This window comes from Marinimicrobium sp. UBA4209 (genome assembly GCF_002381585.1).
GTDB classification, from domain to species: Bacteria; Pseudomonadota; Gammaproteobacteria; order Pseudomonadales; family Cellvibrionaceae; genus Marinimicrobium; species Marinimicrobium koreense.
In genome coordinates this window covers 3,991-5,079 of the sequence record NZ_DFTP01000062.1, presented here as the reverse complement: position 1 = coordinate 5,079, position 1,089 = coordinate 3,991, and the positions used below count along the sequence as shown (strand labels likewise).

Below are 1,089 nucleotides of genomic sequence, written 5' to 3'. Positions count from 1 at the left end.
GCAGGTTGCTGGAGAACAACGTCCGTTGTTGCCGGATGTTGAGTAGCTGGTCCATTCGTGCAAGGGGCGGGGAGAGGTCCGGGGCGTCCTTCATCGGGAGTGCCCGTCGCAGCGCCTCGCTGAGCAGCGCAGGTCCATCGCTTGCGCGGGGCGCGGATACGCCGGTCTGGAGCCCGCCCGCCTCGGAGAGCGAGGTCGCTTTGGGAGCGGCGAGCTGCCACAAGCGGTTTTCGGCCAGATAGACGGCCACCTGCTGCCCGGGTTTGAGTGGCCGATCAGTATAGGTCACCACGTTCTGCTGTTGCACGTTGAGTCGGACCAGCTTGAGCTGGGCGGCATTGAGCAACTGCTGCTCGTCGGCCAGACGGGCGAGCTGTTGGGTCCGATTGGCGCTATCGGGTCGGCTCTGCCACTGCAGTAAGGTGTCCACCAGGCGGTTGATCAATTGCTGGCGCTGCTCGGCCGTGACCGGCGCGACCTGACGGACCTCCGCCGATACCGCTGAGGCGGGGGAGCGAGCCAGGGATTCGGTCAGCAGGCGCATCAGGCCGGATTCGCCTGCGGGACGCTCGCCGGAGGCGGGGCGCGTCAAGGGCAGAATCGGATTTGTCGGAGACAGCTTATCAACCATGTCGGGTCCAATCGGGCTTTTCATTGTGGGGAGCGATGCAACCCCGTTATAATCCGTCGCTCACCAGTATAGCGGCCAGCGGGCCGTTTTCGTATGGCGAACGGCGGCACTATTTTGGCGGAGCTCCTCCTGACATTAGAGAACCTGACCTGCGAGCGCGATGAGCGCCCTCTGTTCAGTGGTCTGACCGCCCAGCTGTACGCCGGAGAGCGGGTCCAGATTCTGGGCCCAAACGGCTCCGGCAAAACCACGCTGCTGCGCACACTGGCCGGTATCGGCGCTCCCGCCCGGGGGCGCATTGAATGGCGCGGTACCCCGGTATCCGCCTGTCGCTGGGCGTTCCGTCAGTCCCTGCTCTACATTGGCCACGCCCCGGGCATCAAGGCGGCGCTCACCCCCCTGGAAAACCTGGCCTGGTATCGGGCGCTCGGTGCCGGCAGCCAGCAGGGCGATGCCGT

2 protein-coding genes are annotated in these 1,089 nt (G+C 65.6%); one reads left to right on the top strand and one right to left on the bottom strand.

Annotation, left to right across the window (positions count from 1 at the left end; genetic code table 11):
* Positions 1-631, bottom strand: a 631-nt coding sequence (locus B3187_RS08945) for a hypothetical protein (protein ID WP_286805865.1), incomplete at its 3' end; no start/stop codon positions are given.
* A 114-nt stretch (positions 632-745) separates the two neighbouring features.
* On the opposite strand from B3187_RS08945, the gene B3187_RS08940 reads away from it, so the two are divergent.
* On the top strand, positions 746-1,089 hold a 344-nt coding region (locus B3187_RS08940; protein WP_286805864.1), incomplete at its 3' end, for an ATP-binding cassette domain-containing protein.